Origin of the sequence: Amycolatopsis sp. cg13 (genome assembly GCF_041346965.1) — a bacterium.
Classification (GTDB): domain Bacteria; phylum Actinomycetota; class Actinomycetes; order Mycobacteriales; family Pseudonocardiaceae; genus Amycolatopsis.
In genome coordinates this window covers 899,521-925,587 of record NZ_CP166848.1, presented here as the reverse complement: position 1 = coordinate 925,587, position 26,067 = coordinate 899,521, and the positions used below count along the sequence as shown (strand labels likewise).

Below are 26,067 nucleotides of genomic sequence, written 5' to 3'. Positions count from 1 at the left end.
GAGCCAGGGTGATGCTCACCCTATGCAACGAACGAGACATCCGAGGGATTCCCGGCGCCCCATGTCGCTGCTCACGATGAGCTGCGTCACCCGTGGTCTTCAGCTTCCTCCAGAGGGAGTCGTTTCGCCCTCTGACGTGACGCGGATACCGCCTTCTTAGTGCGGATATCCCCCAGTCGGGCTAGTTAGGTTAGCTCTAGGACAACCGTAACTGACCGTGCTGGGCGGCAGCGGGTCCCAGATCCCCCGAGCGGAAGTGGCGACGGCACAGTACCTGATAACGGACCGTGACCGTTTCGGCATCAGACCGTGCTGAAGCTGAAGGTTCAACTACGGAGTGTTCGGTATCTGCTACCACAACGGTGTCTCCGTCACGGAGAATCACGTCGTCGCGGACCCGCGCGTTGAACCGGCCGGGCAGCCCGCACCAGCAGAGCACCTCGACCTGGACCGGCTGCAGTTCGTCGGCGAGTTCGAACAACCGGGCGGCTCCGGGGAACAGCCGGCTGCGGAAGTCGGTCGCGATCCCGAAGCAGTACACGTCGATGCCCGCCTCGTCGGCGAGTTCGGCGAGCTGGTCGACCTGGACGGGGGAGAGGAACTGCGCCTCGTCCACGATCACGTAGTCCACGTGCTGCCCGCGCGCCCACTGCTCGCGCACCAGGTCCCGGATGTCGGTGCCGGTCGCGACCTCGGTCGCCCGCCGCGCGATGCCGATCCGGCTGGTGATCTGCGGCGCGCCGGACCGGTCGTGGCGGACCAGCACGAGTCCGCGGCGGCCCTGGCGCGCGTGGTTGTGGTCGATCTGCAGCGCGAGCGTCGACTTCCCGCAGTCCATCGGGCCGTAGCAGAACTTCAGCCGTCCTCGCGCGGGACCGTTGCGCCGGGCTCCGGCGGGCGGGGCCGCGGAAAGCGCGTCGGTGGGGTCCTCGAGCACAACGTCGTCTGCAGCGGTCACGACGCCCGACCCTATCTGGGCCTCACAGCACCTCCGGCGGACGGTTGCCGGCGGCCGCGATCGCGCGCCGCACCGGCACCAGCGCGACGAACACGAACCCGAGCACGAAGAACACCACGAGCGCGACGATCGCCAGCCGGAACGACCCGGTCGCCTGCCCGACGCCGGCGAACACCAGCGGCCCCAGCCACGACGTGCCCTTCTCGCCCACGACGTAGAGCGAGTAGTACTGCGCGTCCTTCCCAGCCGGGATCATCTGGCTGAACAGCGACCTGGCCAGCGCGTTCGTCCCGCCCAGCACCAGCCCGATGCCGATCGCCACGGCGAAGAACTGCAGCGGCTGCTTCGGTTGCACGAAGTACGCCCCGCCGAGCACCACGACCCAGAGCACGAGGCTGACCAGAATCGTTCGCTTGGCACCGAGGCGGCGCGCGAGAAGGCCGTGCAGGACGCCGCCGGCGTAGGCGAGGAACTGGATCACCAGGACCGTGATGATCAACACTTCGTCGGAGAACCGCAGCTCGTCCTTCCCGTACTGGGCCGAGACCGTGACGACGGTGTTGATGCCGTCCGCGAAGAGCAGGTAGCTGCCGAGGAAGGCGAGCGTGAGCGGATACGCCTTCGCCTCGCCGAGCGTCTGGCGCAGCTCGCGGAACCCTGACCGCAGCACCGAAACCCCGCGCGCGGTCTCGGTCGGTACGTGGATGCGGGGGAGCCGCCGCAATGTCGGGATGGTGAAGACGGCCCACCAGATGCCCGAAGTCAGGAAGCAGATCCGCACCGCCATGCCAGTGTCGATGCCGAGGGACTCGCGGCTGAGGTAGAAGGCGAGCTGCAGCGCGAGCGCGAGCCCGCCGCCGAGGTAGCCGAACGCCCAGCCCTTGGCCGAGACGTCGTCGCGCTCGTCCGGGGTCGCGATGTCCACCAGGAACGAGTAGTAGACGACCAGCGAGCCGCCGTAGCCGATGTTCGCGAGGATGAACAGCGCCGCGCCCAGCTGCCAGTCCGAACCGGCCATGAAGAACATCAGCGCCGACGCCGCCGCGCCCAGCACGGCGAACCCTCCGAGGATCTTGCGCTTGTTGCGGCTGCGGTCGGCCACCGCGCCCGCGATCGGCAGCACCAGAACCTGCACGATCGTCGCCACCGACAGCAGGTAGCCCCACAGCGAACCGGCGGGGAAGTGGAGGCCGAACAGCGACACGTCGCAGTGGTTGAGCTTGTCGTCCACTCCGGACGCGTTGAGACAAGCCCTGTCCCCGTTAAGGGTGATGTTCTGCTTCGCGTCCGCCGCCGCGACGGTGCTCATGTACAGCGCGCCGAACACGGTCGTGACCGACGAATAGAACGGCGAGTTGGCCCAGTCGTAGAAGTACCAGCCCCACCGTTCCCGCTTGCTGTCCCGGGTCTCGGCCAGCGTCATCCACGGCTCCTTGTTCGGTCATGAATCTCCAGGTCGCGCCGGACATTACTGCCGGGAGGGCAACGGGTACCGCCGAAGGGGGCAAACCGTGTCCGGTTCGTCGCTTCCGGTTTCCGCCACGCCGCGCGCCGGAACGCGCGACACGCCGGGCCGGGCGTGTCGCTGCCGGGATATCCGGGCGTGTCATGTGAGACTGCTGTGCGTGGTGTGACTCTTGTGGTCCATGAGTCACGTGCTTAGTGTGCGTGGCATGACCAACCGCGTTCGCACTGCCAGACGGGCCGCCGCTCGAGCCTTGCTGCTCGTGGTCGCCGTCCTCGGCATGGAACTCGTCGTCACCGGCGCCGCCTCCGCGGACCCCCATTCGGACACCTGGGCCAAGCTCCGCATGTGCGAGTCGAGCGGCCGCTACACGATCAACACCGGCAACGGCTACTACGGCGCCTACCAGTTCGACCTCTCCACCTGGCGCAGCGTCGGCGGCCAGGGCCGCCCCGACCAGGCCAGCCCCCGCGAGCAGGACTACCGCGCCCTCTACCTGTACCGGATGCGCGGCTGGCAGCCGTGGGAATGCGGCGGCATGCTCGGCCTGTCCAACGACGGCGACGGCCGCAGCAAGCGCGTCCCGTCCTGGGAAGAGGCCGCCTACATCGGCGGAGGCGGACTGCCGACCCCGCCCGCGCCCAAGCCGCAGCCCACCCCGCCGCCGGGACCGCCCGGCGCGACGCCGGCCTGGCCCGGCCTCGTCTACGCCTACGGCGACTGCGCCCCCGCGCTGCGCACGTTCCAGCTGCGGATGAACGCCTTCGGCTACGGCTTCAGCGGCACCGGCTGCTACTACGACAAGACCCGCACCGCGGTACTGGACCTGCAGCGCGCCAACGGCATCAACGACTCGGGCCGGCTCGGTCCGAAGACGTGGAAGGCCGCGTGGGAAGGCAAGGCTCCGCGCTGACCCGCCCCGCTTCGGCGTAGCGCGCGGCGAGCTGCCGGAACGCTTCGGCGAGTTCGGCCGGGCCGACGACTTCGAGATCAGCGTCGACCCGGCCGAACGAAGCGGCCAGCCCGCGCCACGACCAAGCCCCGAGACTCACCCGGCACCGGTCCGGCCCGAGCGCCTCGATGACGCCGTCGGCCAGATAGCTCGCCGCCTCGGTCGCCGGGAGATGCAGGATCACCTCGCCGCGACAAGGCCATTCGCCGGACAGATCCGTCCCGCGGAACTTGGCGGCCACGAACGCGGCGACGTCGGACAACCCGCGCTCGGCGAACCGCGGCCCGGTCGGCGTACGCGGCGTGATCCGGTCCGCGCGGAAGATGCGCCAGTCCTCGCGATCGAGATCCCACGCGACCAGATACCACCGCTGGCCCCACGTCACGAGATGATGCGGCTCCACGCGCCGAGGCGGCGTATCCGTTGGGGCGTAATCGAATCTGAGCACCTCACGGGCACGCACAGCGGCGCTCAACGCGACGAGAGTCTGCGGATCCGCGCTGGGGGCCGGACGCTCGACGGCAGTGAAGCTCAAGGCATCCACCCGATGCCGCAACCTCGAGGGCATCACCTGCCGCACGGTCTGCAACGCCCGCTTGGCCGCCTCCTCGATCCCCGCCCCGGTCGCCGCCTGCAACGCGATCGCCAGCGCCACCGCCTGGTCGTCGTCGAACAGCAACGGCGGAAGCTGTGCCCCGGCGTCGAGCCGATAACCGCCGTCCGGACCCTTCGTCGTGACGATCGGATAACCCAGCTCCCGCAACCGGTCTACGTCGCGGCGCACCGTGCGCGGACTGACCTCCAGCCGTTCGGCCAGCAGCGCACCCGGCCAATCCCGCCGAGCCTGCAGCAACGAGAGCAGCGACAACAGCCGCGCGGAGGTCTTCGGCACGCCCTCGATCCTGCCTTGCGTAGCGGTCAGGTTCTGTCCGCTACTTCCACGCACCCCGCTCCTGCAGCACCTCGCGCAGCAGGTCGGGCCGGTCCGTCACGATGCCGTGCACACCCAGGTCCAGCAGGGTCCGCATCTGGTCCGCGTCGTCGATCGTCCACGTGTGCACCTCGAACCCGCGCCGCACCGCCGACTTCACGAACGAACGGTCGACCACCGTCAACGGCCCCTGCCGCACCGGAACCTGCGCCAACCAGCCCGCCGAGAACCGGCTGATCGGCAGCAGCGGAGCCCACCCGTTCGCCCACAACAGGAACGCCGACCGCGGCCCCATCGCGGTCAGCAGCTTCGGCCCCGCCAGCCGCCGCAGCCGGGCGAGCCGGGAGTCCGAAAAGGACGCCGCCGCGACCCGGTCGATCGCCCCGGTCCGCTGCAGCGCCCGCACGAACGGGACTACCGCGCTGTCGGCCTTCACGTCGATGTTGAAAAACGCGTCCGGCAGTTCCTCGAACAGGTCCTCCAGCCGCGACAACGGCGCCCGGCCGTCGATCTTGACATCCTTGAGCTGCGCCCAGGTCTGCGTCGCGATCGCCCCGCGCCCGTCGGTCGTCCGATCCAGCGTCGCGTCGTGATGGACAACGACCACGCCGTCCGACGTGGCGTGCACGTCCGTCTCCAGATAGCGATACCCCTCGGCCGCCGCGCGCTGAAACGCCGGCAGCGAGTTCTCCAGCCCCTCCAGGTCGCCGAGATGCCAGCCGCGGTGGGCGAAGGCACGGGGGAGCGAGTCGGCGAGGTACGGAAACGGTGGACGCATGCTTCCAGTCTGCGCCATCGGTGTGGCCCCGTCGTGAGAACGTGATGGACAGCTAGAGTCCGGCAGGTGAGGGAACTGGCCGAAACCGCTCTGACCGGCGACGAACGCGTCGTGCCGCGCCGCACGAACGCCCCGAAACACTGCGGCTGGTGCGGCCGCCGCCTGCCCGAAGCGGGCAACGTCGGACGCCGTCGCCGCTACTGCGGGCAATCCTGCCGCCAACGCGCCTACGAACGCCGGACCGCCCTGCAGCGCAGCGGCCTGCCCGAGGACGCGGTCGTGCTGTCGGACACCGAGATCGCCGCGTTGCAGGACCGGCTCTTCCAGCTGCGTTGCGCCGCGGAGGACATCGTGACCGCTGCCCAGGACGGCGCGTCCGCGGGGGAGTTGCGGCAGCTCGCCGAGGAGATCGCTACGGCGGCGAAGGATCTCGAACAGCTTCGCTGAGGGTATTTTCCTGCCGTGAAAATCTCGCTCTGACCTGCTGACTATTTTCTGTTATGCCAATTGACACAAGCGCCCTCACAGCCCTAGTGTTCCCGCCATGGACGAACCCCGAGGGCGAGGCCGGCCCCGCAAAAACCCCGCGGCCCCGGCACGCTGGACGCCCCCGGAAGGCTGGTCGCGACTGGTCGCCTGGATCTCCCCGGAGGAGAAGAAGGCGCTGAAACACGTCGCGGTCGAAGCGGACGTGTCGGTAGCGGACCTCGTCCGGTCGCTGGCGAGCGGACTGGCCGAGGGCGTCGTCAGCCATGAGGAATTACTGGGGCACGTCAGGAGAAGGAACCAAGTCATGGAGAAAATCCCCACGCTCTTCGAACGCGACGAGCGCTTCCAAGTGGTCGACCGACCGCGCGCCGAATGCGCGTGGGTCTTCGACGGAGCCGGCGTGGGGACCGAGAAACTCGACGGCACCAACGTCCGCCTCACCGTCCGCTCCGGCCGGCTGGTCCGCGTCGAAAAGCGCCGGAACCCGAGCAAAGCCCAAAAACAGCAAGGAATCGTGGACGGCTGGTACGTCGACACCGACGAGACCTCCGCCGACGATAAGTGGATCCTCGCCGCCGCCGGGAACACCGACGTGTCGGAATGGGCCGACGGAGAGCACCCGTGCGAAGCGCTCGGGCCGCGCATCCAGGGCAACCCGCTGGCCTTGCCGGACCACCTGTGCGTGCCGTTCGACTTCCAGGCGCCCACGATGCTGGACGTCCCGCGCAGCTACCAGGGCCTGCGCGAGTTCCTGACCACGTTGGAGAGCAAGTTCTCGCCGGGCCACCTCGCGGAAGGGATCGTGTTCCACCACCCGGACGGACGGCGCGCGAAGATCAAGCGCAAGGATTTCCCCCGGAGCACGACCGCTGCCTGAATTCGAGTTGACCTTCCAGCGGGTGGAAGGTGCAGATTGAGGGCATGGACGAGGCGACCGGCCGCTGCCCGATCGGGGAACTCGCTCGCCGGACCGGACTGTCCGCGCGGACGATCCGATTCTGGTCCGACAGCGGAGTGATACCGCCCGCGGACCGTTCCGCGGGCGGTTACCGGCTCTACAGCGCCGACGCGGTCGGCCGCCTCCAGCTGGTCAAGACGCTGCGCGAACTCGGCTTCGGCCTGGACGCGGTGCGCGAGGTACTCGACAGGAAGTCCACGCTGGCCGAAGTCGCCGCGAGCCACGTCCAGGCCCTCGAAGCCCAGATCCAGATCTTGCGGCTGAACCGCGCGGTCCTGCTCAACGCCCTCAGCCGGGACAACAAGACCGAAGGACTGGCCCTGATGCACGAACTCGCCCGATTGTCCGCCCGCGAACGGCACCAGCTCATCGACGGCTTCGTCGACAAGATCTTCGCCGGAGTCGACGAAGCCGGACGCTCTGGTCATCGCCGAATTCATGCGGGAGATGCCGCCGCAGTTGCCCGACGACCCGACTTCCGCTCAAGTGGACGCGTGGATAGAGCTGGCCGAACTCGTCTCCGACGACGACTTCCAGCACACCATGCGGCAGATGGTGCTCCACGGCGAATCCGGCCACCGCATCGACTTCGGCCTCAACGTCCGGCCGTTGATCCTCGAACACGCTGGTCCCGCCGCGGAGCAGGGGATCGCACCGGAATCTGAGGCCGGTCAGGCGATCCTCGACCGGATCGTGCCCGCTGACTCCGACGCGAAGGGCCTGCTCGAGTGGCTTGACCTGGTCGCCGAACCGCGCGTCGAGCGCTACTGGGAGCTGCTGAGCCTGCTCGACAATCGCCCGCCGGGACCGCGCGGTGTGCCCGCTTTCGCGTGGCTCGCGGCCGCCTTGCGCGCACACCGATAACCGGTGTGGATGAACAGGACGGCCGAAACTCCTGTTCAGCCACACCGGGCACAGGGGAGAGGCTGACGGTGGTCGCCCGCGCGGCCAGCGGCGCGTTGACGCGGCCGAGCGCCAGCATCCACCCGACCCGTTGCCGACGGGTTCGCTGGAACCCGGGCCCGGATCGCCTGTGGCGCATAGCTTGCCCGCGCCGTAAGCCGCGCGAACTCCGGCTTACGACTGCGGAAGTTCCGCCGCCCGCGCCAAATTCTCCAGCGACGCCGTCAAATTGTCCGTTGTCATGGACCGGGCACGGGTGTTGCGCATCGTGTCGTCGGGGTCCAGCTCGGTCCAGTCGTAGGTGTGCGTCACCTCCGTCCGCGTGGCGCTGAGCGGCTTCAGCTCCCAGCGCCACAAATGCCCCGGCGGTTCCTTGCCCGGTTCCGACGGACGCCACGCCACCCGGCGCGCCTCCTCGAACTCCACGATGCGGTTCTCCCGGAGCCAGCCGTTCGTGAGGGTCGTCGTGAACACCTCGCCGACCGCGCGGACACGCTGGCCCGGCTTCGCCTCGGCCAGGTTGTCGTTGCCGTCCCAGCTCGGCTGCTGCGCCGGATCGGCGATCAGCTCGAAAATCCGCTCCGCCGGTGCCTCGATTTCCCGGCTGGCGCGCACGACGCGCGAAGGTTCGTCAGTCACGCACTCATGCAATCACATCGGCCTCCCGCGCAGTGCCCGCTCGAGAAGACTCCTCCCGAGCCAACCCGTTGAGCGCCCGATAAGTACGGTTGCTCGCCGCGGCGGCTCGCTGTTCCCGGCCGGTCGCCTCGATGTAGTTCTGACTCGTCGCGAGACTCGCGTGGCCCAGCAGGGACATGATCTCCGACGCGGTCGCACCGTCCTCGGCCAGCCGCGTGGCGAAGGTGTGCCGCAGCGCGTGGAGATTCGCGCCCGTCGGCACCCGGTCGTGCAAACCCGCCCACCGGTAACACGACTTCACCAGATACTCCAGCGCACCGCGGCCGATCGGGTTGCCCGCCCGGTCCCGCAGCAACGGCTCGTTGGACGAAAACCGTTGCCGGGGAAAGCGTCGACGGCACGAAGCCTGGTAGTCCTCGATCAGTTTCGCCATCGCCGGCTGCACGGGGATCGACCGGTCCCGGCTGCCCTTGCCGTGGACGTGCAGCCTCAGCTCACCGTCTCGCCCGACGACCGACCGCGGCGTGAGCGCGCGCATTTCCGCTGCCCGCAGTCCCGCGACCAGCCCGAGCGCCAGAACCAGCACGTCCCGCTCCGGCCAAGGATCCCGCGCTCTGCGGGCCCCGTCGGCCGCCGCGGTGAGCAGTTGCTCGGGAGTTTCCTCGCCGCGCAACGGTTTCGGAGTGAGCGGGGGAGTCTTGGGCCGCGCGACGGCTCCCATCGGATTGCCCGGGAGCAGCCCGTCGGACACGCAGAAGGTGAGGAACTGGTTCCACGTCGACCACGCACGCAACACCGAGCTTTTCGCGTGGTTGTCGGCAAACGCGCCGAAGGCAGCCCGCAGCACCGGCGCTGTCAGCTCTTCGACGTCCGCCTCGTCCCGACCCAGCTCGGCCAGCAGGAGAGCGGTGATCCCGGCGAGATCGCGCCGATAAGCGGCAGTGGTGTGCGGCGAGTCCTTGCGCGGCCGCCGTGCCGCGAAGAACGCTTGCTGTGCCTCGGAAACGAGCATAGTGATCTTGTACCGCACAGCACCGACAATTTCGACGCTGCTTCCGCACTACCTGTTGTCTGATATATGATGCATAATAGCGATTATGCATGAAACATGGCCGCGGAAGGGGTTCGGCGAGGCTTGAGAAGGGGTCGGATCCCCTTGGGGGACAGCACTTCTCTTTCAAACCCGCTCGCGCCCGGATGCTCCCTGTGCGGGGCGAAAAGTCAGTGTTCACGGGTGCTTCAGTGCGGTGAATCCACCTGGCGCTGGGTGCGGTCTGCGACGCGTTCATCTGGTCGAGTGGATCTTCAGGCCGCCTGAGCCAGCCTCAGCGAGTTGGAGAAAGTTGTTGTGCTCCAACCTCAACGTCCAGCCAGTCGTGCTTAATTCGTCACGGTGACGAATTAAGCACGACTGCACCGGCGGATCCTGTCGGGGATCCCAGGCTCTTTCGCCGAGATGACGCCTGAGGCTCCGCGGGAACTTGGCCCAGGCGTCCACGTACGACGAGAGACAAGTCAGCCGACGCTCGGCGAGCTCAGGAACGCTCCAGAGGACGCGTGCGGAGACAAGTCGTGCGACAGCATCCGGAATCCCTGGAGAAACCCCTCCTCAGCACGCTGATCAGCAGGTCACCAAAACGCCGATAATGTACATTATGTCAAGTAAGCGACTTGGCGCGCTGCCCCGTCCGCCGAAACCGGTCACCACACCAGCGGACCCTCGATGTCCACGTACGTGCCGGTCGGTCCGTCCGTTCCCACCTGGGCCATCCGAACGATGATCTCCGCGCCTTGCTCAACCGACTGTCCGCCGCGGCGTCCGTTGATGTCGGTGCTCGTGTAGCCAGGTTCGACGGCGTTGATCCGGATCTCCGGGAACGCCTTCGCGTACTGCACAGTCACCATGTTCACCGCGGCCTTCGACGCCGGGTACGCCACGCCGCGGTACGCGTGCTGATGCGTCTCCTCGTCCGTCATCCTGCCCAGCGACCCCAGCGCGCTGCTGACGTTCACCACCACCGGCGCGGACGAGCGTCGCAGGAGCGGCAGGAACGCGTGAAGCACTCGCACGACGCCGAAGACGTTGGTGTCGAACGTTTCCCGCATCAGGTCGGCAGTCACATCCGGTGCGCCGACCGGTTGCCCATCGCTGCCCAGTTCGATGGCGATGCCCGCGTTGTTGACGAGGACGTCCAGTCCCCCGTCAGCCTCGACGGTTTTCGCCGCGGCGAGGACTGACGCGTCGTCGGTGACGTCGAGCTGAACGGTTCGCGCACCGAGCTCCGATGCGGCCCGTTGGCCTCGGGCGGCATCGCGCGCGCCGAGGTAGACGGTGTGTCCGGCGGCAACCAAGCGGCGGGCGGTTTCGTAGCCGAGTCCTTTGGTGGCACCGGTAATGAGCGTTGTGGTCATGGCCGCGAAGGTAGGTGCTGGAGCGCGGACCAGGTCAAGGATCGGTGGCAGAATGGGTAAATGCCGCTGCCGGAGCCGACGACGCACGACTGGTCCCGTGATCACGATCCTGAGCACCTGCGGTTGATCCGCGAGAACCCCGATCGGTACGCGCCGACCGGAACGTGTCACCTGATTCTCGAGGTGCTCGCCTACGCCGCGGACGAGGCGGAGGATCTGGGCGCGGGCCGGGCGGTCGTCGAATTTCACCCGGACGGTTCGGTGTCGGTCTCGGACGACGGTCGCGGGACGCAGATGGCGATCGGCGATGACGGGTGGCCGGTGCGGAAGCCGGTGATGGCGACGAAAGACTTCCGGTACTTCGATTCTCCGCCCGCCACTCCCCTCCCGGACGGGCATCCGCGGTACGGGATGTCGGTGGTCGCGGCGTTGAGCGAGTGGCTGGTGCACACGAATCGCCGTGCGGAGGGTGCGTGGACGCAGCGGTATCACCACGGCGTCCCGGCTGACGATCTCGTTGCGGTGCCCGCGGACGGCACTACCGGGACGACCGTTCGTTTCCTCCCTGCCGTTGGTCTCAAAAACGACCCTTCAGCGGAGTCGCTGCGGCCGTTGGCGGAGCGACTCGGCGGGGTGCTGGTGGTCGAGGTCTAGCCCACTCCCCTGGGCGGTCCTTGGCTGATGCGGCGCAGGGTGGGTTCGAGGCGGTCGAGGTCGCTGGTGGTGATGAGCTGCCGTTCGTCCCACCAGGTCGCGCCGGCTTCGGCGAGCGGGGCGATCAGGTCGCGGGCCTGGGCCGGGTCGCCTGGGGTGGCGCCGCCGACGACGAATTCGAACTTCTCCCCCGCGCCGTGTTTTCGGGCGTAGGACACGACATCGCGGACGTCTTCCGCTGCCGGGACGACGCCGTGGGTGGCGTTTTTGAACAGCGGGGCGATGCCGTCCCAGCGGGCGGCGCGGCGGACCGGCCGGCGGTTGGGCCACACGGCGGCGAGCCAGACAGGCGGGCGCGGCTGTTGGACGGTTGCGGGCAGGAGGGTGACGTCGCGGACTTGGTAGTGCTTGCCGTCGTGGTTGACGGGGTTTCCGGACCAGTACTGGTCGAGGAGGCCGAGACTCTCGTCGAGATGCTCGGCCAGCAGGACCGGGTCGGTGGGCTCGCCGAAGCTGCCGAATTCGTCCTGGATCGGTCCGCCGAGGCCGGCGCCGAAGATGACGCGTCCGCCGCTGAGCGCGTCGAGGGTGGCGACCTGGCGGGCGAGGTGCTCGGGACGGCGGCGGGGCACTGCCGTGACCAGGGTGCCGATCTTGAGGGTGGAGGTCGCGAGCGCGGCCGCGGTCAGGAGCATCCAGGGATCCCCGAACGGCTGGCCGCGGCGTTCTTCCTTGTCGTGGACGACGTGGTCCCAGAGGAACAGCGCGTCCCAGCCTTCTTGTTCGGCGGCTGCCGCCACTCTCGCCACGGTCCGGGCGTCGGCGAAATCGCCGAAGTTCGGGATGTTGATCGAGAAGCGCATGCGAGGCATGGTCCCGGCGAGAGGCCTGGCGCGGCAAGCGATTATGCGCAGGTCCCCGCTTCCTCTGCGGCACGGGCCGAGTCGTGCTTGGTTCGGGCTACCGTGCTGATCGCGACGAGCGCGACGATCCCCACGACGCCCGCGAAGGTGATCGCTGACGGGGTGAGCCGCTGGTCGGGCAGTTGCAGAAAGAACGCGAACAGCGGCGAGAGCGTGAGCAGGACCGACGCGGTGATCGGCTCCGTGTGCTTGATGCCGACCTGCAGGAGGTACAGCGGCACCGCGACGCCGACGACCGCGATCATCAGGGACGGGAGGAACGCCGTCCCCACGCCGGGATGGTCGTTGAGCGCGACCAGCGTCCAGGTCACGGCCAGCATCAGGAAGAACCGCACCGCGAGCACCGACTGCGGTTTCAGGTTCGCCTCGCTGAGCCGTTTGGAGTAGATCACGTTCGTCACCGAGCCCAGTCCGGTGAGGAGGGTGAGCGCGATGCCGATCGCGGTGTCCGCGGCGGACTGTTCGCCTACCGCGCTGTGCCCGGTGAACGATCCCCAGACCAGCATCGCGATCATCACGCCGATGAACAGCGAGACTACGACCTCTGTGCGCAGCACCTTCGTCCCCGGCCGCAGTACCGGGCCGACGAGCACGGTCAGCAGCGGGCCGAGGGCGAGCCCCACGACGTTCACGATCGCCGGTTCCAGGAATTTGAGCGCGTACAGCATCGACAGCCATGTCACGGCGGTTGTCACGTTGATCATGATCACGTCGTAGCGGTGGTCGCGCAGCGGCCGCAGCGCTGCCGCCGGGCCGCGTCGGATCATGTCGCCGCCGAGGAAGAACACGGCGGCGAGCGTGAACGAGATGGCCGCGACTGTCGCAGGGTCGTGCGCTTGAAGCTGGTTGCCCGCGAAGACGTCGAGGGCGGCGGTGAGGAACGCGAAGCCGGTCAGGGGCACGAGCCCCTGGGCCAGCCGCGTTCGGGGAGTTTCGGGCACGGCAGGATCCCCCAGGACTGCGAAGTATTCGGTCACCGGAAAGTGTCCAGGGCCTGGCAAGCCGATTAGCGAAGCGACCGTTGACGCAAGTTGTGAATCGGTGGTTCACTTCTTGCCGTGGCTTACCGCAGAACGCCCAAAGTCCAGGAGCGGCTCGACGCGCTCCGGGACAGCATCCTCGACGCCACCGTGCAGCAACTGGCCGAGCACGGCTACTCGGGCTGTTCGGTAGCCGCTGTCGCCGAGCGGGCGGGCGTCGCGGTCGGCACGGTGTACCGGCACTTCCCCACCAAGGCCGACCTGGTCGTGCGGGTCTTCCGTCAGGTCGTCTCCCGCGAGGTCGAGGCGGTGCGTTCAGCGGCAGCTGGACCGGCCGATCCCATGGCCCGCGTCGTGGCCGTGTTCGAGACGTTCGCGGTGCGGGCGTTGAAGGCACCGCGGCTGGCGTATGCGCTGCTGGCGGAGCCGGTGGACGCGGTGATCGATGCCGAGCGGCTCGAGTTCCGGCGGGTGTTCCGGGACGTCGTGGCGGAGCACGTCGCCGAAGGCGTACGGACCGGGGTGTTGCCAGCGCAGGACGCGGCGGTGAGCGCGGCGGCGTTGGTGGGCGCCGCGGCGGAAGTCTTGATCGGTCCGCTGACCAGGGGCGGGTCGGCGGAGGTCAGCGAGTTGAGCACGTTCGTCGTGCGGTCACTGGGAGGTTCGGATGCCCGCAACGCATGAGGTCGTCAATCAGGTTCCGCCGCTGGAGCACGACACCGCCGCCGATCCGGCGCTGGCGGAGGCGGTCGGGCGCACGGAGGCGTCGTGGGTCGTCGACGAACTCCACGAGCTGGGGCGGCTGGCGGGCAGCGAGCAGGTTCAGGAGTGGAGCCGGCTGGTCAACGAAAACGAGCCGGTGCTGCGCACGCACGACCGGTTCGGCCACCGGATCGACGAGGTCGAGTTCCATCCGCACTGGCACGACCTGATGAACGTCGCGGTGTCGCACGGGCTGCAGGCCGCTCCGTGGCGGGACGAGCGGCCGGGCGCGCACGCGGCGCGGGCGGCGAAGTTCTACGTCTGGAGCCAGTCCGAGGCCGGGCACACCTGCCCGATTTCCATGACGTACGCGGCGGTTCCGGCGTTGCGCGCGAATCCCGAGCTGACCGAGAAGTACGAGCCGCTGCTGGCGTCGACCGAGTACGACTTCGGGTTGCGCGAGCCGAGCGCGAAACGCGGCCTGATCGCGGGCATGTCGATGACCGAGAAGCAGGGCGGTTCGGACGTCCGCGCGAACACCACCGCGGCGCGGCCCGCGGGCGACGGGACTTACCGGCTGGTCGGGCACAAGTGGTTCACGAGCGCGCCGATGTCGGACATGTTCCTCACGCTCGCGCAGGCCCCCGGCGGGCTGTCGTGCTTCCTGCTCCCCCGGGTTCTCCCGGACGGCAGCCGGAACCCGATCCGGTTGCAGCGCTTGAAGGACAAGCTCGGCAACCGGTCGAACGCGTCGTCGGAGATCGAGTACGACGACGCGGTGGGCTGGCTTGTCGGCGAGGAGGGCCGCGGGGTCCGGACGATCATCGAGATGGTCAACAACACGCGTCTCGACTGCGCGCTCGGGAGTTCGTCGGGCATGCGGCTGGGCGCGGTCCGCGCCGTGCATCACGCGATGCACCGGTACGCGTTCGGCAAGGCGCTCGTGGACCAGCCGTTGATGGCGAATGTGCTGGCAGATCTGGTGATCGAGGCGGAAGCGGCGGTGGCGGCGTCGATGCGGCTCGCGGCCGCGGGCGACCGGCGCGACGACGAGCAGGAGCAGGCGTTCCGCCGTCTCGGGCTCGCGGTGACCAAGTACTGGGTGTGCAAGCGGGCCCCGATGCACGCGGCCGAAGCGCTGGAATGCTTTGGCGGCAACGGGTATGTCGAGGAATCGGGCATGCCGCGGCTGTACCGGGAAGCTCCGCTGATGTCGATCTGGGAGGGCTCGGGCAACGTCGCGGCGCTCGACGCGTTGCGCGCGATGGGACGGCAGCCGGAGTCGGTGGCGGCGTTCTTCGCCGAGGTGGAGCAGGCGGCGGGCGAGGACGCGCGCCTCGACGACGCGGTCGACCGGCTCAAGAAGGATCTGTCCGATGTGGACGATCTGGAGTTCCGGGCGCGGCGGGTGGTCGAGTCGATGGCGTTGGTGCTGCAGGGATCGCTGCTCGTGCGGCACGCGCCGCGCGCGGTGGCGGACGCGTTCTGCGGCACGCGGTTCGGCGGCGACTGGGGCCTGGCTTTCGGCACTTTGCCCGCTGGAACCGACACTTCCGCGATCATCGCCCGCGCCCGCGTCTAGTCCGCGCGTTTCGCCGGACAGGGGGCGGCGGCGCGGGCTACTGTCGCTGCCCGTGACCGAACCTGTTTACGTAACCGAGACGCGGACCGCGTACGACACCGTCGCCGAGTCGTACGCCGAAATGCTGAAGGATTTCCTCGAGTCGAGCACGTGGGACCGGACCATGCTCGGCGCGTTCGCGGAGCTGACCGGCGAGGGACCGGTGGGCGATCTGGGCTGCGGCCCCGGCCGGCTCACCGGGTACGTCGCTTCGCTGGGGCTGGACGTTTTCGGCGTCGACCTGTCCCCCGCGATGGTCGAGGTCGCCCGCCGGACGCATCCGCACCTGCGCTTCGAGGTCGGCTCGCTGGCCGCGCTCGACCTCGCCGACGGCTCGCTCGCCGGGGCGCTCGCGTGGTACTCGCTGATCCACACTCCGCCGGAGGAGCTTCCGGTGGTGGCCAAGGAACTCGCGCGGGTGCTGCGGCCCGGCGGCTGGCTGCTGACCGCGTTCCAGGTGGGCGACAACCATCGCCGCCGCATCGAGAACGCCTACGGGCACGACATCGCGGCCGACGCGTACCGGCTCGACCCGGACTTCGTCGCGCAGCTGCTCGCCGACGCCGGGTTCGTGGTGGACGCGCGTCTGGTGCGCGAGCCGGGACCGAGCTTCGAAGCGACTCAGCAGGCGTACTTGATGGCCCGCAAGGGGGGCTGAGGAAAGTCCACTGGGGACAGAAGTGGGCAGGGAGTTCTTCCTGCCCACTTCAACATATAGCGCACCCCTGGGCTTGCGGCAAGGCCCGGGTGGTGCTCCACAATCGTCCGCCGGAGCCACTGCCCGCGGAAATACCGCGGGCGGAAACGGGCTCCGGGACCGGGGACGAGAAGTTCATGACGGACGTGATCGTGGTGGGGGCTGGGCCGGCGGGCGTGATGCTGGCCGCGGAGCTGCGGCTGCACGGGGTGCGCGTGGTCGTGCTGGAGAAGGAGGCGGAGCCGCCGAAGTACGTGCGCGCGCTGGGGATGCATTCGCGCAGCATGGAGGTGCTGGATCAGCGCGGGATGCTGGAGCCGTTCCTCGCCGAGGGCTCGACGCACCCGGTCGGGGGTTTCTTCGCCGGGATCGCGCGGCCCGCGCCGGAACGGCTCGACACTTCGCATCCGTATGTGCTGGGGCTTCCGCAACCCGTCACCGACCGGCTGCTGGCCGAGCACGCGGTCAAAGCGGGCGCGGAGATCCGGCGCGGATGTGAGGTCGTCGGGCTGAGCCAGGACGACGACGGGGTGACCGTCTCGCTGGCCGACGGCAGCGAACTGCGGGCGCGCTACCTCGTCGGCTGCGACGGCGGGCGGAGCACGGTGCGCAAGGCGCTCGGCGTCGCGTTCCCGGGCGAGCCCGCGCGGCGCGAGATTCTGCTGGGCGAGATGGAGGCGACCGCGGATCCCGCCGAAGTCGCCGCGCGGGTGATGGAAATCCGCAAGACCCAGCTGTGGTTCGGGGTCGGGCCGCTGCGCGACGGGATGTTCCGCGTGGTCGTGCCCGCGGCCGGCGTGGTCGAGGACCGGGAGGCGCGAACGCCGACGCTGGACGAGGTGAAACACCAGCTTCGCGAGTACGCCGGGACGGACTTCGGCGTCCACTCCCCTCGCTGGCTCTCGCGGTTCGGGGACGCGACCCGGCAGGCCGAGCACTACCGCGTCGGCCGGGTGCTGCTGGCCGGCGACGCGGCGCACGTCCACCCGCCGCTGGGCGGGCAGGGGCTCAACCTCGGGATCCAGGACGCGTTCAACCTCGGCTGGAAACTCGCCGCGGAGGTCAACGGCTGGGCTCCGGAAGGGCTGCTGGACACCTACGAGGCCGAACGGCATCCGGTCGCGGACGCCGTGCTGGACAACGTCCGCGCGCAGGGCGTGGTGATGTCGCCCGATCCGGACGGGCGCGCGATGCGGCGGCTGTTGACCGAGCTGATGGCTTTCGAGGAGGTCAACCAGCTGCTGCTGGAGAAGGTGCTGGCACTCGACATCCGCTACGACTTCGGCGACGGGCATCCGCTGCTCGGGCGGCGGATGCGAGACCTGGCGCTCAAGCGAGGACGACTGTACGAGCTGATGCACCAGGGCCGCGGGCTGCTGCTGGACCAGAACGGGCAGCTGTCGGCGGAAGGCTGGGCGGACCGGGTCGACCACGTCGTGGACGTGAGCGAAGACCTGGATGTCCCGGCGGTGCTGCTGCGACCGGACGGGCATGTGGTCTGGACCGGCGAGGATCAGCGGGAGCTGGAGACGCGCCTGTTGCATTGGTTCGGCGCGCGGCGATGAGGACATAGCAAGGCCCGAGCGGGCTTCCCGGCTTCCCTGGGGGTGCCGGGAAACCCGCTCGGGCGGCGGTCAGGGATGCACCGGACCGCCCCAGCAGTCCTGTTTGCCCAGCCGCACGGACGTGTTGGTGTAGACGCCGTCGGCGATGGTGTCGCCCATGATCGACCGCTGGTCCGCCGGGCGCGGCCACTGGTAGCACCAGTGCTGGGCGAAATAGCCGCCCGCCGCCTGGATCGGGTCGAAGTCGCAGATGCCGTCGGTCTGGATGCAGTAGCGGATCGACCGGACGCCATTGAAGTCCGGGCGGCCCGCGCCGAACGACACGTATCCGCCGAACGGCGACGGCAGGCCGGTGCCCGGCGGGAGCGTCGCGCTGATCCCGGTCCCGGCCGGGCCGGGCGGCTGCATCGGGTCGGCGAACAGCTTCGCGCTGAACTTCGCCTTGTCGACGCCGAGCTGGTCGTCGGCGATGTCGTTGAGCACCATGTTCGCCACGATCGCGCCCTGGGAGTAGCCGACGACGGTGAACTCGGCGTTCGGGTTCTCCCGGTAGGCGTCCTGGACGACCTGGCGGCCGCGGTCGTGTCCGATCGCGACGCTCCGGTCCATCGGGGTCTGGTCGCAGTTCGGCGCGCCGGCCGCTCCGGCGGGATAGTCGACGACGCGCGCGATGCCGCCTTGCAGCCACTCCGGACGGTAGACCGACGCCTTCCCGTCGCAGGTGCCGCCGATCAGGATGTAGTAGTGCGCGCCGTCCGCGGACGCCGGCGCCGCGCTGGCGAATCCCGCGCCGAGCGTGGCGACGACAGCGCCGATCAGCGCGATCCTCCTGGCTTTCTTCACAATCGGGTCCCCTCCGCGTCGAATGGTCAGCTTGTTACTGAACGCAGTCGGAAAGCTACGGAGAACCTATGAAATCCTGCTGAAAGCAAGATCGCCCCGCGTGCTGGCCGAATCGCCGAACCCGCTGGTCAGGACGCACCGGCGCCGGAGACGGGTCCACCGCATCGAGTGACCCGGGATCAGCCTCGACGGGCAGGGGGAACCTCGTGCAGAGGCGGACCGGCGACCACGGTGTTGTGGACAGTGCCGATCCCTTGCACGGTCATGCGGACGGTGTCGCCGATGCGCAATGGCGGCGGTTGCCGGTCCCCGCGCCATCCCCACAGTTCGGCGAGGCAGCCGCTGCCGCAGGTTCCGGAGCCGAGCACGTCGCCGGGCCGGACCCAGGTGCCGCGGCTGGCGTAGGCGATCAGCTCGGCGAAGGTCCAGGCCATGTTCGCGAGGGTGTCGCCGCCGATGCGGGTGTCGTTGACGAAGACTTCCATGGCGAGGTCGTAGCGGCCGCCGCTTTCGCGGTCGGCGAGTTCGTCCGGGGTGACCAGCACCGGGCCGAGGGTGGTGGCGGTGTCTTTGCCTTTGGCCGGCCCGAGTCCGACGCGCATTTCGCGGCTCTGCAGATCGCGGGCCGACCAGTCGTTGAGGATGGTGAACCCGGCGATGTGGTCCGCGGCCTCGGCGACGGACAGGTTGAAGCCCGCTGTGCCGATCACGGCCGCGACTTCGAGTTCGAAATCCAGCACTTCGCACCCGGGCGGCATCGGGACCGGTGCGCCGGAGCCGATCGTCGCGTGCGGGTTGGTGAAGTAGAAGGCGGGCGCTTCGTACCAGGCGTCCGGGACCTCGCCGTTTCCGGTGATCGCGCGGAGCGAGCCCGCCGTGTGCTGTTCGAAGGTGATGAAATCGCGGATGCTGGCGACCGGCACCGGGACGGCGGTCGACGCGGTTTCGTCCCAGGCCGCCTGCTGGCTCGCCGCCGCGGCATCCCCGAGCACCTCGAAGACGTCCGCGGTCTCGGGGAACAGACTGATGCGATCGCCGTCGACGATGCCGTAGCGCTGAACATCGTCGACGAGCAAGGAACCGATTCTCATGCCGTCTCCTCGTCGAAAATCGCCACCGCGCGCGTCCAGCCCGCCGATGCCGCGTGGATCTTGACCGGGAAGCAGGCGATCTGGAATCCGGTGGCCGGGAGGCTCTCCAGGTTGTGCAGCTTCTCGAGGTGGCAGTAGCCGATCTCGCGGCCGGCCCGATGTCCCTCCCAAATGACAGAGGCATCGTGGTCGCGGGCATAGCGCTCGGCGGTGAACACGAAGGGAGCGTCCCAGCTCCAGGCGTCGGTTCCGGTCACCCGCACCCCTTGTTCGAGCAGGTGCAGGGTCGCGGCGCGGCCGACTCCGCAGCCGGAGTTCACGTAGTCGTCCTGGCCGTAGCGGGCGCCGGCCCGGGTGTTGACCACCACGATGTCGAGCGGGCGCAGCCGGTGGCCGATCCGGTCGAGCTCGGCGTCGATGTCCTCCGGGGTGACGACGTGCCCGTCGGGCAGGCGCCGGAAGTCGAGTTTGACGCCCTGCTGGAAGCACCAGTGCAGCGGCACCTCGTCGATCGTCATGGCCCGGCGGCCTCCGTCCATAGTGGACGCGTAGTGGTATGGGGCGTCGAGGTGGGTGCCGGTGTGGGTGGTGGCCACGATCCGCTCGATCGCCCAGCCTTCGCCGTCGGGCAGGTCCGCGGCCGTCGCGCCCGGGAAGAAGCGGAGCAGGTCCGGGACTGACTGCTGGTGGTCGACGTAGGTGATCGAGGGACGGTGGCCGGGCGGGTCCGACGCGATCCCGCCCTGCAGCGGGACCGAAATGTCCACGAGCTGTCGCATGGCGGCTCCTTATCGCGGGATGACGGGGACGAGCAGGTGGGATGCGTGGTCGCCGCCGAGGTGGACGACGGCGCCGGTCGCCGGGCGGTGGAGACCGGGGTGGTCGTGGGTCATGAAGCCGAGGTCGCTGTCCCCGGTGACCAGTTCGAGGCGCAGTCGCTCCCCCGGGGCGAGGGTGATGCTGGTGGGCCAGATCTCGACCTCCAGCAGGGTCGGTTCGCCGGGCACCAAGGGAATTTCGCGGGCGTGGGTGTGCCACGGCCGGTGCGGCAGCGACCGCTCGGGGTCGGTCTCGCGGTGCGAAGCCTTGAGCCAGCCCATGGTCATCGGGACCGGATCGCCCTGGGGGCCGACGCCCGGGATCGGCTCGCCGTCGGCGCCGATGTGTTGCACCCGCGCGAAGACGTCGAGGTCGTCCTGCTCGGCGCTGAGCCACAGCCGCAGCGCGACCGGACCGGTCAGCTCGAGCGGCTCGGACACCGGGGCGGTGTCGAAGCTGGCGGGATAGGGCACCGTCGCGGCGTCCGCGGGCGGGTCCCAGTCGAGGACTCCGTCGCCGAGGTGAAGCTCGCGCCACTGCGTCTGCGGGAGCGGGAAGTCCGTGGCGTCCCGCCATTCGACCTCGCGCCCGTGCCGGATCGCCAGCCGCACCGGGGCCACTCCGTCCATCCGGTCTGGCTGGTCTTTGAGGAAACGGTCGAGGAAACGCAGCTGCAGATCCAGCGCCCAGTCGGCGTAGTAGGGATCGATGTGGGTGCCGGTGTGCACCACGAGCCACTTGTCCCGCGACGCCGCGCGAGCCCAGCCTTCGATGTTGCCGCGCAGGTGCACATGGAGGGCGCCCCAGTTGCCTGCCGACAGCACCGGCACCGTGACCCGGTCGAGGTCGACGATGCGCGCCTGGTGGTAGTCGTCGAGCACGGGGCGCTGCGGGAGCACCTCGCGCCAGTCGTCTCCGTCGTCGCCGTTGCGCTGCGGGGTGATCTGGCGGTTCCACCAGAACTCGACGAATCCGTGCGCGTAGAGGCCGCCCTGGTAGATGAAGTCGCGGTAGAAGTCGGTCGCGCCTTCCCAGGCCACGATCGCGGCGAGGTGCGGCGGCTGGAGCTCCGCCACCCGCCAGCCCATCATCGCGAGCCACGAGATGCCGCTGGACGCCACCTTGCCGTTGGACCACGGCTGTCCGGCCGCCCATTCGACGACGTCGTAGAAGTCCTCGGAATCGCTGGGGCTCATCAGGTCCATCCGGCCGGGCGACTTGCCGGTCCCCCGCGTGTCGGCGCGCAGCACGGCGTAGCCGCGGGCCGTCCACCACTCCGGATCCGGGGTCTCCCAGACCATGTGCTCGCTCTGCGGCACGAGGTCGTAGAGCGGATAGCGGTCCGGCCAGTGCACGTCCTTGCCGTACGGGCTGATCGACGCCAGCACCGGAAACGCGCCGTCGCCGGGGTCGTCGGGAAGGAACAGATCGGCCAGGATCGGCGAGCCGGTGCGGGCGGGGACCTCGATGTCCCGTTCGATGCGCATCTCAGTACTCCAGGGGGTGAGCATTAAAGCAAGTCGGCTTGCGTCAAGGAGTATGGCGACCGGCGCGCGTTAAAGCAAGCGGACTTGTATTAGAGTGGTGCCCCGTGAGCGATGCGGACGTCCGGCGACGGCCCGGTGGACGCGCGGCCCGGGTGCGCGCCGCGGTCATCGAGGCGACCAACGAGCTCCTGCGGGACCAAGGCCTGACGGGCCTGAAAGTGTCCGAGGTGGCGCGGCTCGCGCAGGTGAACGAGACGTCGATCTTCCGGCGGTGGGGCACCCGCGAGAACCTCGTCATCGACGCCCTGCTCGCCGACGCCGCCGAACAGCTTCCGGTGCCCGACAACGGGAATGTGCGCGACGACCTGATCGCCTACGCCACCTCGCTCGCGAACTACCTGACTTCGCCCGCGGGCAATGCCCTGGACCGAACCCTGGCCTCGGCCGGCGACGACCCGATCACCCGGCAGCTGCGCGACCAGTACTGGGACGCCCGCTACGCCCAGTCCGGCCAGATCGCCGAGCGGGCGATCAAGCGCGGAGAGCTGCCCGAGGCGACCGATCCCCGCTTCGTGCTGGAGATGCTCGTCGCACCGTTGCATTTCAGGATCGTGCTCACCCGCGAGCCGCTCGAGCCGGACTTGCCCGAACGCATCGTCGACGCCCTTCTCCGCGGACTCCCCTCGGCCGCCGACGGCCCGCCAGGGTCGCGATCCTCCTGAGGCGGGCAGAGACGAATGCCTCCGCTGGACGTGGGTTCGCCCGTCTGGTGCGACCGTGTTCGCTCGTGAGCTGCGCTGCGGCGACACCGGCGACCCCTGGCCGCGCGGTCACTCCTAGACGACATTGCTCATGCGTGACGCCGTGAGCACTCCGTTTCCCCCAGCCCAAACCACCGGACGGCCGCCGCTGCCGGGACCAGCAACGCCATACCGCCAGCGCTCTCCCGAACGCCGCGGAGACCCCGGCTGCGCGAGGGTTTCAGCGGACGCGGGGCACGAACTCCGCGAGATCCGGCAACGGCGGAACCTCCCGTGCGTACGCGTCGGCGGCCAGCACTCCCGTGGTGACCCGGGTGGCGGTGCGGCGGCCGAGTTCGTCCAGGATTTCCTGTTCGGTCCGGCCCCGCGCGAGCAGCAGCAGGAACGGGTCGGCGTCGAGCAGCCACGCGACCTGGAACGACAGCGCGGCGGCGTGCCGGCACGGGAGTTCCCAGCCGGGGCAGTCGCAGTCCGGGTCGAGGTCGCCGATGCCGGGCAGCAGCGGGACGACCTCGGCCAGCTCCGGCGGCAGATGCCGGTCGAGCAGCGCGGCGAGGTGCCCGGAGTGGTCGGCGGCGCGGTCGAGAAGCAGCTCCCAGTCCGTTGCGGACAGTTCGGCCAGGTGTACGCCGGTGCGGTACGGGCCGTCGTCGGCGTCCTCCGTGGTCGCGGTGATCAGGCCCGGGCTGACCGTGATCGGGCCGACCAGCCCGGCCGCGGCGTAGCTCCGGCCCTTCTTCAGCTGGCGCAGGTCGAGCGCGGTGTCCTCCATCGCCTGCAGCCACGCGCGGCCCCACCAGGTGCGGGCGAACGGGCCGCGGCCCGGGCGGGCGGGGAACGCGGGGAATCCGCGGACCCGGTCGGTCATCGCTGCCTCCGAAGGGTCACGAGCTCGGCCAGCTCGTCGTCGGTGAGTTCGGTGAGCGCGGCCTCGCCCGAGGTGAGCACCGCGTCGGCGAGCGCGCGTTTCTCCCGCAGCATCACCGCGATCCGGTCCTCGACCGTGCCTTCCGCGACCAGCCGGTGGACCTGCACCGGCCGGGTCTGCCCGATCCGGTACGCGCGGTCGGTCGCCTGGTCCTCGACCGCCGGGTTCCACCACCGGTCGTAGTGCACGACGTGATCGGCGCGGGTGAGGGTGAGCCCGGTGCCCGCGGCCTTGAGCGACAACAGGAACACCGGCACGTCCCCGTTCTGGAAGCCGCGGACCAGCTCCTCCCGCCGCGCGACCGGGGTGCCGCCGTGCAGCAGCTGCGCCGGGATGCCGCGCGCGGCGAGGTGCCGTTCCAGCAGCCGCGCCATCACGACGTACTGGGTGAACACCAGCACCGCGCCGTCCTCGGAGAGGATCGTGTCGAGCAGTTCGTCGAGCAGTTCGAGTTTCCCGGACCGGCCGGCGAGCGTGCTGTCGTCCGGCTCGCCGAGATACTGCGCGGGGTGGTTGCAGATCTGCTTGAGCGCGGTGAGCAGCTTGACCACCCGGCCGCGGCGGGCCATGCCGTCGCTCGCGGAGATGTCCGCCATCAGCTCGCGCACGGTGGCCTCGTACAGCGACGCCTGCTCGGTCGTGAGCGACACCGGCCGGTCGGTCTCGGTCTTGGCGGGCAGCTCGGGCGCGATGCCCGGGTCGGATTTGCGGCGGCGCAACAGGAACGGCCGAAGCAGCCGGGACAACTGCTCGGCGGCCGCCGGGTCCGCACCGGATTCGACCGGCTTTCCCCAGCGGCGGCGGAAATCGGCGAGCGGGCCGAGCAGACCCGGCGTGGTCCAGTCGAGGATCGCCCACAGTTCGGTGAGTGTGTTCTCCACCGGTGTGCCGGTGAGCGCGACTTTCGCCGCGGAAGGCAGCAGCCGCAACGCTTTCGCCGTGTCGGAGCGGTGGTTCTTCACGTGCTGTGCCTCGTCGGCGACGAGCAGATCCCAGCCCACCTCGGCCAGCGGCGCGGGATCCGTGCGCAGCGTGCCGTAGGTGGTGAGCACGAAGCCGCCGTCGAGGTCATCCAGCGACCGCGAGCTGCCATGGAACCGGCGCACCGCAACTCCGGGCGCGAACCGGCGGATCTCGGTTTCCCACGTGCCCAGCAGCGAAGCCGGGCACACGACCAGCGTCGGCCCGGCGCTCCGGTGCAGGTGCAGGGCGATGAGCGTGACGGTTTTGCCGAGCCCCATGTCGTCGGCGAGACAGCCGCCGAGCCCCAGACCGGTGACGGTGTCGAGCCAGTGCAGGCCGCGCAGCTGATAGTCGCGCAGGGTCGCGGCCAGCCCGGCCGGCTGCGGCACCGGCTCGGGATCGGCCGACAGCCGCGCGCGCAGGTCTTCCAGCCAGCCGTCGGTGCGGACGTCGACCAGCTCGCCGTCGACCTCGGTGCGGCCGGTGAGCGCGACGCCGAGTGCCTCGATCGCGGTCAACGGCTTGAGCGTGCGATCCCGGGCGCGGTCGGCGGTGGTGCGGTCCAGCAGCACCCACCGGTCCCGCAGCCGGACGACCGGACGCTGCGCCTCGGCGAGCGCGTCGAGTTCCGCGACGCTCAGCTCGCTGTCGCCGAGCGCGAGCTGCCAGTCGAACTGCAGCACCCGGTCGCCGCCGAAGAACGACCGCGCGTCGGACGGCGCGTCTCCCGGCCGGACGACCGCGCGGGCGGCCAGCCCGGTCAGCTCCGCGGGCCAGTGCACCGCCAATTCGGCGGCGTCGAGGGCACCGGCGAGCAGTTCGGCGATCTCGCGGTCTCCCAGCGCGACCGACGACGGAACCGCCGCCGACAGCAGCGGAGCCAGCGCGGGCCACACCTCGGCCCCGTGCCGCAACGCCAGCAGGACCTCGTGCCGGGCCTCCTGGCTTCCGGTGCGCCACAGCTCTTCCGCGTCGACCAGCGGCTCGGTCCCGCCGTGCACCTGGACGACGGCGCGGAACCGGCCGCCCGCCAGATCGTCGGACTCGATCCGCAGCGACACGCGCAGCGCGGGCTCCACTCCAGCGACGTCTGCGACGAACCGCATCAGCAGCGGATACGGCTCCGGCAACCGCGCCGGGTCGCCAGGGATCGGCGTCGCGTGGGCGTGCGGCGGCATCGCGTCGGCAAGCCGGCGCAGCCACGCTTCCTCGGCCGGATCGAGCGGTCCGGTCCACCCGGCCGACGCGAGTCGCTCCGCTGCGTCGGCGGCCAGCGCCCAGAACCGCGCCGACGGATCCGTGAGCGCGCGCAGCACCGGCACCGCCTCCGCGGTCGGCAACCGCAGCGCGGGCACCGTGCGCACCCCGTCCGGCAGCACGACCTCGACCGTGCCGGGTGCCCCGGGACCGTCCGGCTCCGCGCCGTCCGGCCTCCAGAACACGATCCGGCCCGGCTCCACCACTACAGAATTCAGTGCTCCGCCCTCCCCTGGCTGGCCTGTCCGGGATAGTCTACCGGAAAACTCTGTACTGCGTACAAGGAGCGAA

At 69.7% G+C, this 26,067-nt stretch carries 25 protein-coding genes and 1 pseudogene; 11 read left to right on the top strand and 15 right to left on the bottom strand.

What is annotated here, in order from left to right; genetic code table 11:
• Positions 1 to 196 precede the first annotated feature (196 nt).
• The gene (locus AB5I40_RS04020; RefSeq protein ID WP_370937053.1) at positions 197 to 958 is read right to left on the bottom strand and encodes a thymidine kinase; all 762 of its coding nucleotides are present in this window, start codon (positions 956 to 958) and stop codon (positions 197 to 199) included.
• Positions 959 to 980: 22 nt separating this feature from the next.
• Positions 981 to 2,381, bottom strand: coding sequence for an MFS transporter (locus AB5I40_RS04015; RefSeq protein WP_370937052.1), 1,401 nt, complete (start codon positions 2,379 to 2,381; stop codon positions 981 to 983).
• Positions 2,382 to 2,631: 250 nt separating this feature from the next.
• On the opposite strand from AB5I40_RS04015, the gene AB5I40_RS04010 reads away from it, so the two are divergent.
• Positions 2,632 to 3,336 (top strand): transglycosylase family protein, encoded by a 705-nt coding sequence (locus AB5I40_RS04010; RefSeq protein WP_370937051.1) that lies wholly within the window; start codon positions 2,632 to 2,634, stop codon positions 3,334 to 3,336.
• Here the strand turns inward: AB5I40_RS04010 and AB5I40_RS04005 are convergent.
• Positions 3,269 to 4,267 carry a helix-turn-helix transcriptional regulator gene (locus AB5I40_RS04005; protein ID WP_370937050.1) on the bottom strand — a complete coding sequence of 333 codons (999 nt, stop codon included), beginning with the start codon at positions 4,265 to 4,267 and terminating at the stop codon, positions 3,269 to 3,271. The genes AB5I40_RS04010 and AB5I40_RS04005 overlap by 68 nt on opposite strands.
• Positions 4,268 to 4,307: 40 nt before the next feature.
• Entirely contained in the window at positions 4,308 to 5,084 is a 777-nt protein-coding gene (locus AB5I40_RS04000; RefSeq protein WP_370937049.1) for a glycerophosphodiester phosphodiesterase, read from the bottom strand.
• 66 nt (positions 5,085 to 5,150) lie between these two features.
• On the opposite strand from AB5I40_RS04000, the gene AB5I40_RS03995 reads away from it, so the two are divergent.
• From AB5I40_RS03995 to AB5I40_RS03980, 4 genes and pseudogenes are all read left to right on the top strand, one after another.
• Positions 5,151 to 5,531 carry a hypothetical protein gene (locus AB5I40_RS03995; RefSeq protein ID WP_370937048.1) on the top strand — a complete coding sequence of 127 codons (381 nt, stop codon included), beginning with the start codon at positions 5,151 to 5,153 and terminating at the stop codon, positions 5,529 to 5,531.
• A 97-nt stretch (positions 5,532 to 5,628) separates the two neighbouring features.
• Positions 5,629 to 6,450 carry a hypothetical protein gene (locus AB5I40_RS03990; protein ID WP_370937047.1) on the top strand — a complete coding sequence of 274 codons (822 nt, stop codon included), beginning with the start codon at positions 5,629 to 5,631 and terminating at the stop codon, positions 6,448 to 6,450.
• 44 nt (positions 6,451 to 6,494) lie between these two features.
• Positions 6,495 to 6,752 (top strand): annotated as a pseudogene (locus tag AB5I40_RS03985) (MerR family transcriptional regulator); the annotation flags it as partial.
• Positions 6,753 to 6,969: 217 nt separating this feature from the next.
• A complete protein-coding gene (locus AB5I40_RS03980) occupies positions 6,970 to 7,395 on the top strand; it encodes a hypothetical protein (RefSeq protein ID WP_370940739.1) in 426 nt (141 codons plus the stop codon).
• Between the two features lie 213 nt (positions 7,396 to 7,608).
• On the opposite strand, the gene AB5I40_RS03975 is transcribed toward AB5I40_RS03980, so the two are convergent.
• The 3 genes from AB5I40_RS03975 to AB5I40_RS03965 all read right to left on the bottom strand — a co-directional run bounded on the left by AB5I40_RS03975 (position 7,609) and on the right by AB5I40_RS03965 (position 10,485).
• Positions 7,609 to 8,073 (bottom strand): SRPBCC family protein, encoded by a 465-nt coding sequence (locus tag AB5I40_RS03975; RefSeq protein ID WP_370937046.1) that lies wholly within the window; start codon positions 8,071 to 8,073, stop codon positions 7,609 to 7,611.
• A 4-nt stretch (positions 8,074 to 8,077) separates the two neighbouring features.
• Positions 8,078 to 9,103, bottom strand: a complete 1,026-nt coding sequence (locus AB5I40_RS03970) for a tyrosine-type recombinase/integrase (protein WP_370937045.1) — start codon at positions 9,101 to 9,103, stop codon at positions 8,078 to 8,080.
• Positions 9,104 to 9,774: 671 nt separating this feature from the next.
• Positions 9,775 to 10,485 (bottom strand): SDR family NAD(P)-dependent oxidoreductase, encoded by a 711-nt coding sequence (locus AB5I40_RS03965; RefSeq protein WP_370937044.1) that lies wholly within the window; start codon positions 10,483 to 10,485, stop codon positions 9,775 to 9,777.
• A gap of 60 nt (positions 10,486 to 10,545) precedes the next feature.
• Between AB5I40_RS03965 and AB5I40_RS03960 the strand changes: the two genes are divergently transcribed.
• On the top strand, positions 10,546 to 11,139 hold the full coding sequence (locus AB5I40_RS03960) for a hypothetical protein (protein WP_370937043.1): 594 nt from the start codon (positions 10,546 to 10,548) through the stop codon (positions 11,137 to 11,139).
• Here AB5I40_RS03960 and AB5I40_RS03955 read toward each other — a convergent pair.
• A complete protein-coding gene (locus tag AB5I40_RS03955; RefSeq protein WP_370937042.1) occupies positions 11,136 to 12,002 on the bottom strand; it encodes an LLM class flavin-dependent oxidoreductase in 867 nt (288 codons plus the stop codon). The genes AB5I40_RS03960 and AB5I40_RS03955 overlap by 4 nt on opposite strands.
• A 41-nt stretch (positions 12,003 to 12,043) precedes the next feature.
• On the bottom strand, positions 12,044 to 13,003 hold the full coding sequence (locus AB5I40_RS03950) for an EamA family transporter (RefSeq protein WP_370937041.1): 960 nt from the start codon (positions 13,001 to 13,003) through the stop codon (positions 12,044 to 12,046).
• Positions 13,004 to 13,120: 117 nt separating this feature from the next.
• Between AB5I40_RS03950 and AB5I40_RS03945 the strand changes: the two genes are divergently transcribed.
• The 4 genes from AB5I40_RS03945 (at position 13,121) to rox (ending at position 17,627) form a co-directional block, all read left to right on the top strand.
• Positions 13,121 to 13,726, top strand: a complete 606-nt coding sequence (locus tag AB5I40_RS03945) for a TetR/AcrR family transcriptional regulator (RefSeq protein ID WP_370937040.1) — start codon at positions 13,121 to 13,123, stop codon at positions 13,724 to 13,726.
• Positions 13,710 to 15,326, top strand: a complete 1,617-nt coding sequence (locus tag AB5I40_RS03940; RefSeq protein WP_370937039.1) for an acyl-CoA dehydrogenase family protein — start codon at positions 13,710 to 13,712, stop codon at positions 15,324 to 15,326. Before AB5I40_RS03945 ends, AB5I40_RS03940 begins: the two co-directional genes overlap by 17 nt.
• 52 nt (positions 15,327 to 15,378) lie before the next feature.
• Entirely contained in the window at positions 15,379 to 16,023 is a 645-nt protein-coding gene (locus tag AB5I40_RS03935) for a class I SAM-dependent methyltransferase (protein WP_370937038.1), read from the top strand.
• A 176-nt stretch (positions 16,024 to 16,199) separates the two neighbouring features.
• A complete protein-coding gene (gene rox / locus AB5I40_RS03930) occupies positions 16,200 to 17,627 on the top strand; it encodes a rifampin monooxygenase (protein WP_370937037.1) in 1,428 nt (475 codons plus the stop codon).
• Positions 17,628 to 17,696: 69 nt separating this feature from the next.
• Here the strand turns inward: rox and AB5I40_RS03925 are convergent, their stop codons facing one another.
• The 4 genes from AB5I40_RS03925 to AB5I40_RS03910 all read right to left on the bottom strand — a co-directional run bounded on the left by AB5I40_RS03925 (position 17,697) and on the right by AB5I40_RS03910 (position 21,867).
• Entirely contained in the window at positions 17,697 to 18,470 is a 774-nt protein-coding gene (locus AB5I40_RS03925) for a PE-PPE domain-containing protein (RefSeq protein ID WP_370937036.1), read from the bottom strand.
• Between the two features lie 179 nt (positions 18,471 to 18,649).
• A complete protein-coding gene (locus tag AB5I40_RS03920) occupies positions 18,650 to 19,561 on the bottom strand; it encodes a fumarylacetoacetate hydrolase family protein (RefSeq protein WP_370937035.1) in 912 nt (303 codons plus the stop codon).
• Complete coding sequence (locus AB5I40_RS03915) at positions 19,558 to 20,340, bottom strand: cyclase family protein (protein WP_370937034.1); 783 nt, start codon at positions 20,338 to 20,340, stop codon at positions 19,558 to 19,560. Before AB5I40_RS03915 ends, AB5I40_RS03920 begins: the two co-directional genes overlap by 4 nt.
• 9 nt (positions 20,341 to 20,349) lie before the next feature.
• Positions 20,350 to 21,867: a CocE/NonD family hydrolase gene (locus tag AB5I40_RS03910; protein ID WP_370937033.1), complete on the bottom strand. Its 1,518-nt coding sequence runs from the start codon at positions 21,865 to 21,867 to the stop codon at positions 20,350 to 20,352.
• A gap of 104 nt (positions 21,868 to 21,971) precedes the next feature.
• On the opposite strand from AB5I40_RS03910, the gene AB5I40_RS03905 reads away from it, so the two are divergent.
• Complete coding sequence (locus AB5I40_RS03905) at positions 21,972 to 22,589, top strand: TetR-like C-terminal domain-containing protein (protein WP_370937032.1); 618 nt, start codon at positions 21,972 to 21,974, stop codon at positions 22,587 to 22,589.
• Between the two features lie 259 nt (positions 22,590 to 22,848).
• Here AB5I40_RS03905 and AB5I40_RS03900 read toward each other — a convergent pair whose 3' ends face one another.
• Both AB5I40_RS03900 and AB5I40_RS03895 read right to left on the bottom strand, forming a co-directional pair.
• A complete protein-coding gene (locus AB5I40_RS03900) occupies positions 22,849 to 23,496 on the bottom strand; it encodes an SWIM zinc finger family protein (protein WP_370937031.1) in 648 nt (215 codons plus the stop codon).
• Positions 23,493 to 25,982, bottom strand: a complete 2,490-nt coding sequence (locus tag AB5I40_RS03895; RefSeq protein ID WP_370937030.1) for an SNF2-related protein — start codon at positions 25,980 to 25,982, stop codon at positions 23,493 to 23,495. The genes AB5I40_RS03900 and AB5I40_RS03895 overlap by 4 nt, the downstream gene beginning before the upstream one ends.
• Between the last annotated feature and the right edge of the window lie 85 nt (positions 25,983 to 26,067).